The 2,821-nt window shown below is 66.8% G+C and carries 1 pseudogene; it reads right to left on the bottom strand.

The features are described from left to right. Positions 1-2,627 (bottom strand): annotated as a pseudogene (locus JHD07_RS37100) (negative regulator of septation ring formation); the annotation flags it as partial. Positions 2,628-2,821: the final 194 nt, after the last annotated feature.

The raw sequence follows: 2,821 nt of genomic DNA, 5'->3' as shown, positions 1-2,821 counted from the left end.
GAGATCATCTCGGCGCGGGACATCATGTCCTCGCTCGCCTGGCGTCCGCTGCTTTCGATGCGGCCGGCGACGGCCTCGACGCGGGAACCGAGCAGGTCCTCGAACTGCGCCACGCGGACATCGATGTCGCTGGCGACCGAGCCGACCTTGGTCTCGATGGCCTGCTGTATCTCCTGGAAGCGCGCGGTGACCGTGTCGGTCAGATGCGTGCTGCGGCCGTCGATGATCTCGGTCACGCCGGTGATGCGGCGGTCGACCGCCTCGATCGCCTGCGCGGTGCCGTCCGTGAGGGTGGAGGTGAGGAGGGTCAGGCGGGTATCGATCGACTGCACGGCCTGCGAGGCGCCGTTCGTGACCGCAGTCGCCAGGTAGGTGAGGCGGGAGTCGATGGATTCGAGCGCCTGCGTCGCGCCGCCGCTGAGCGTCATCGTGAGATGCGTCAGGCGGGTATCGATCGACTGGATGGTTTGCGAGGCCCCATCGGTGAGCGAGCTCGTGAGATGGTTGAGGCGCGCATCGATGGTCTCGATGGCTTGCGAGGTCCCGTCGGTCAGCGAGCTCGTGAGGTGGTTGAGGCGCGCATCGATGGTTTCGATCGCCTGCGAGGCGCCGCCGGTGAGCGTCGTCGTGAGGTGGGTGAGGCGGGAGTCGATCGACTGGATCGCCTGCGCGGCGCCGTCGGTCAGCGACGTCGCCAGCGTGCTGATGCGCCCGTCGATGGTCTCGGTCATCGACTTGGCACGGGTGTCGAACGACTGTTCGAGCGCGGCGACACGGCCGACGAGCTGCTCGTCGAACGTCCTGATAGGGCCTTCGATGGTGCCGTCGAGGCTGGCGATCTTGCCGTCCAGCGAGGCGTCGATATTGCCGACACGTTCGCCGATCGTGGTCTCGAATTGCGCGAGGCGCTGGTCGAGGATCGCGGTGATCTCGCCGCCGTTGGCGGTGAAGCGGGTGTCGAAATTGTCGACATAGGTCTTCAGCGACTCATGGATGTCCTGCGTGCGCTGGCCCATGCGCTCGACGATCTCGCCGCCGAAAGTCTTCACGGTGCGGTCGAACTCGGAGATATGGCGCGTGATCAGCGCGCCCAGCGTGCCGGAATCGCGGGCGAACTTCTCGACCAGCTCGGTGCCCTGGTTCCGCACCAACTCGTCGAACGCGCTCATCTGCAGCGACAGCGAATCGTGCGCGGTCTCGGTCTGGTTGACGACCTTGGCGACGAGGGCGTTGACCGTGGCGTCGAGCGCCTCGCTGGCTTTGTCGCCGCTCGTCATGATCTGCCCGGCGAGGCGGTTGCCGGCATCGTCGATCTTGGCGGAGATGTCGTTGGAGCGCAGCTCGAGCTCGAGCAGCAGCGAATCCGACGAGTTCTTCAGGCTGTCGTGCACCTGCTCGGTGCGCTCGGAGATGCCGTCGACGATCGCGGCGGAGCGCTGCTCGAACTCGCCGGTGATGCGGTCGATGCGCTCGTTCAGCATCTCGTGGACGCGGTCGGCGAGGTCGACGAACTCGTCGTGGACGTGGCCGGTCTTGAAGTTCAGGCTGGTGGTCAGCCGCTCGCTGGCGTCGAGCACGGCGCGCGTGGTCTCGTTGCTGGCTTCCTCGAGGCGGTCGAGCAGGTCGCCGCCGCGCTCGCCGAGCGCCAGGATCATGTTGTCGCCGGCATTGCTCAGCGCCTGGGTGATGTGGGCGCCGCGCTCTTCGAGTGCACCGGTGATCGACTTGGCGACCTCGTCGACGCGGGAGGCGATCGCGTCCGAGATCAGCGCGATGTCGTGGCGCAGGTCGATCTGCACGCCCGAGATGGCGCTGCGGACCTGCTCGGCCTGGCCGACCAGATTGTCGCGTTGATGGGCGATGTCCTGGAGCAGGGCGCGGATGCGCACTTCGTTGTCGGAATAGGCCCGTTCGAGCGCGGCGACCTCGTTGGCGACCAGCGTCTCGAGCTCGCCGGCGCGCGCGATGGCGCGCTCGATGCCGTCGCCCATCGCCGCGACCTCGCGGCGAATGGCCTGGCCGACGGTGACCATGGAATCGGAGGCCGAGCCTTCCGGCTCGGAGAAGCGGATCGCGACCTGCGCCATCGCCTGCGCGATCATGCGCATTTCCTGACCTCGCCAGACCAGGCTCGCGAGGAAGTAGAACAACATGATCGGCGCGAAGAACATCGCGACGAGACCGGCGATGACGAGAACGCCGCCGCTCTGGCCCATGGCGGCCTGGATCGAGGGCAGGAAACCGACGGTCAGCGCGGCGCAGGCGGCGAGCCAGATGCCGGCGAAGATGGTGGCAAAGGTGTAGACGCTGCGGGCAGGGCGGCCCTTCTGGAGCGCCTGGAGCAATTGTCCGATGGTCTCGCGGTCGTCGTTGGCGGCGCGGCGTGCGGTGCGCGGCTCCTCGACCGGGTCGAACACGGTCGACCGCTCATTGGCGGCCGGTCGCGGCTCGAAGCTCGGCTCGTCGAAGATCGGGGGCGCGGGTGGCGACACCGGGGGCGCCGTTTCGTTGCGCATCGTGGCGTTGCGGCTGGTATCCGCGGCCGTGTCGCTGATGTTCAGGGCTTCCTGGATTGCAGAAAGCGCAACTTCTGTGGGGTCTTTGACCTTTTTCGGAGTGTTCGCCATGTCAGTCCGAGCCCTCGTTACCTGTACGCGTCCCCCCGCGAGCTCGGCGCGCCGCGCAAGCCCACAGACCGGATCATGCCGCTTACGCGGATCTCCGAGCCGTCCCCACCCGGACGGCTTGTCCGCCAATTTCTGCAACATCCTATTGGCAGAGCGTCGCGAATGAAATGCCCGCGATTAAGACATTCTTAATC

Origin of the sequence: Bradyrhizobium sp. (assembly GCF_016462955.1) — a bacterium.
GTDB lineage: Bacteria > Pseudomonadota > Alphaproteobacteria > Rhizobiales > Xanthobacteraceae > Bradyrhizobium.
This window is presented reverse-complemented; position numbering and strand designations above follow the sequence as displayed.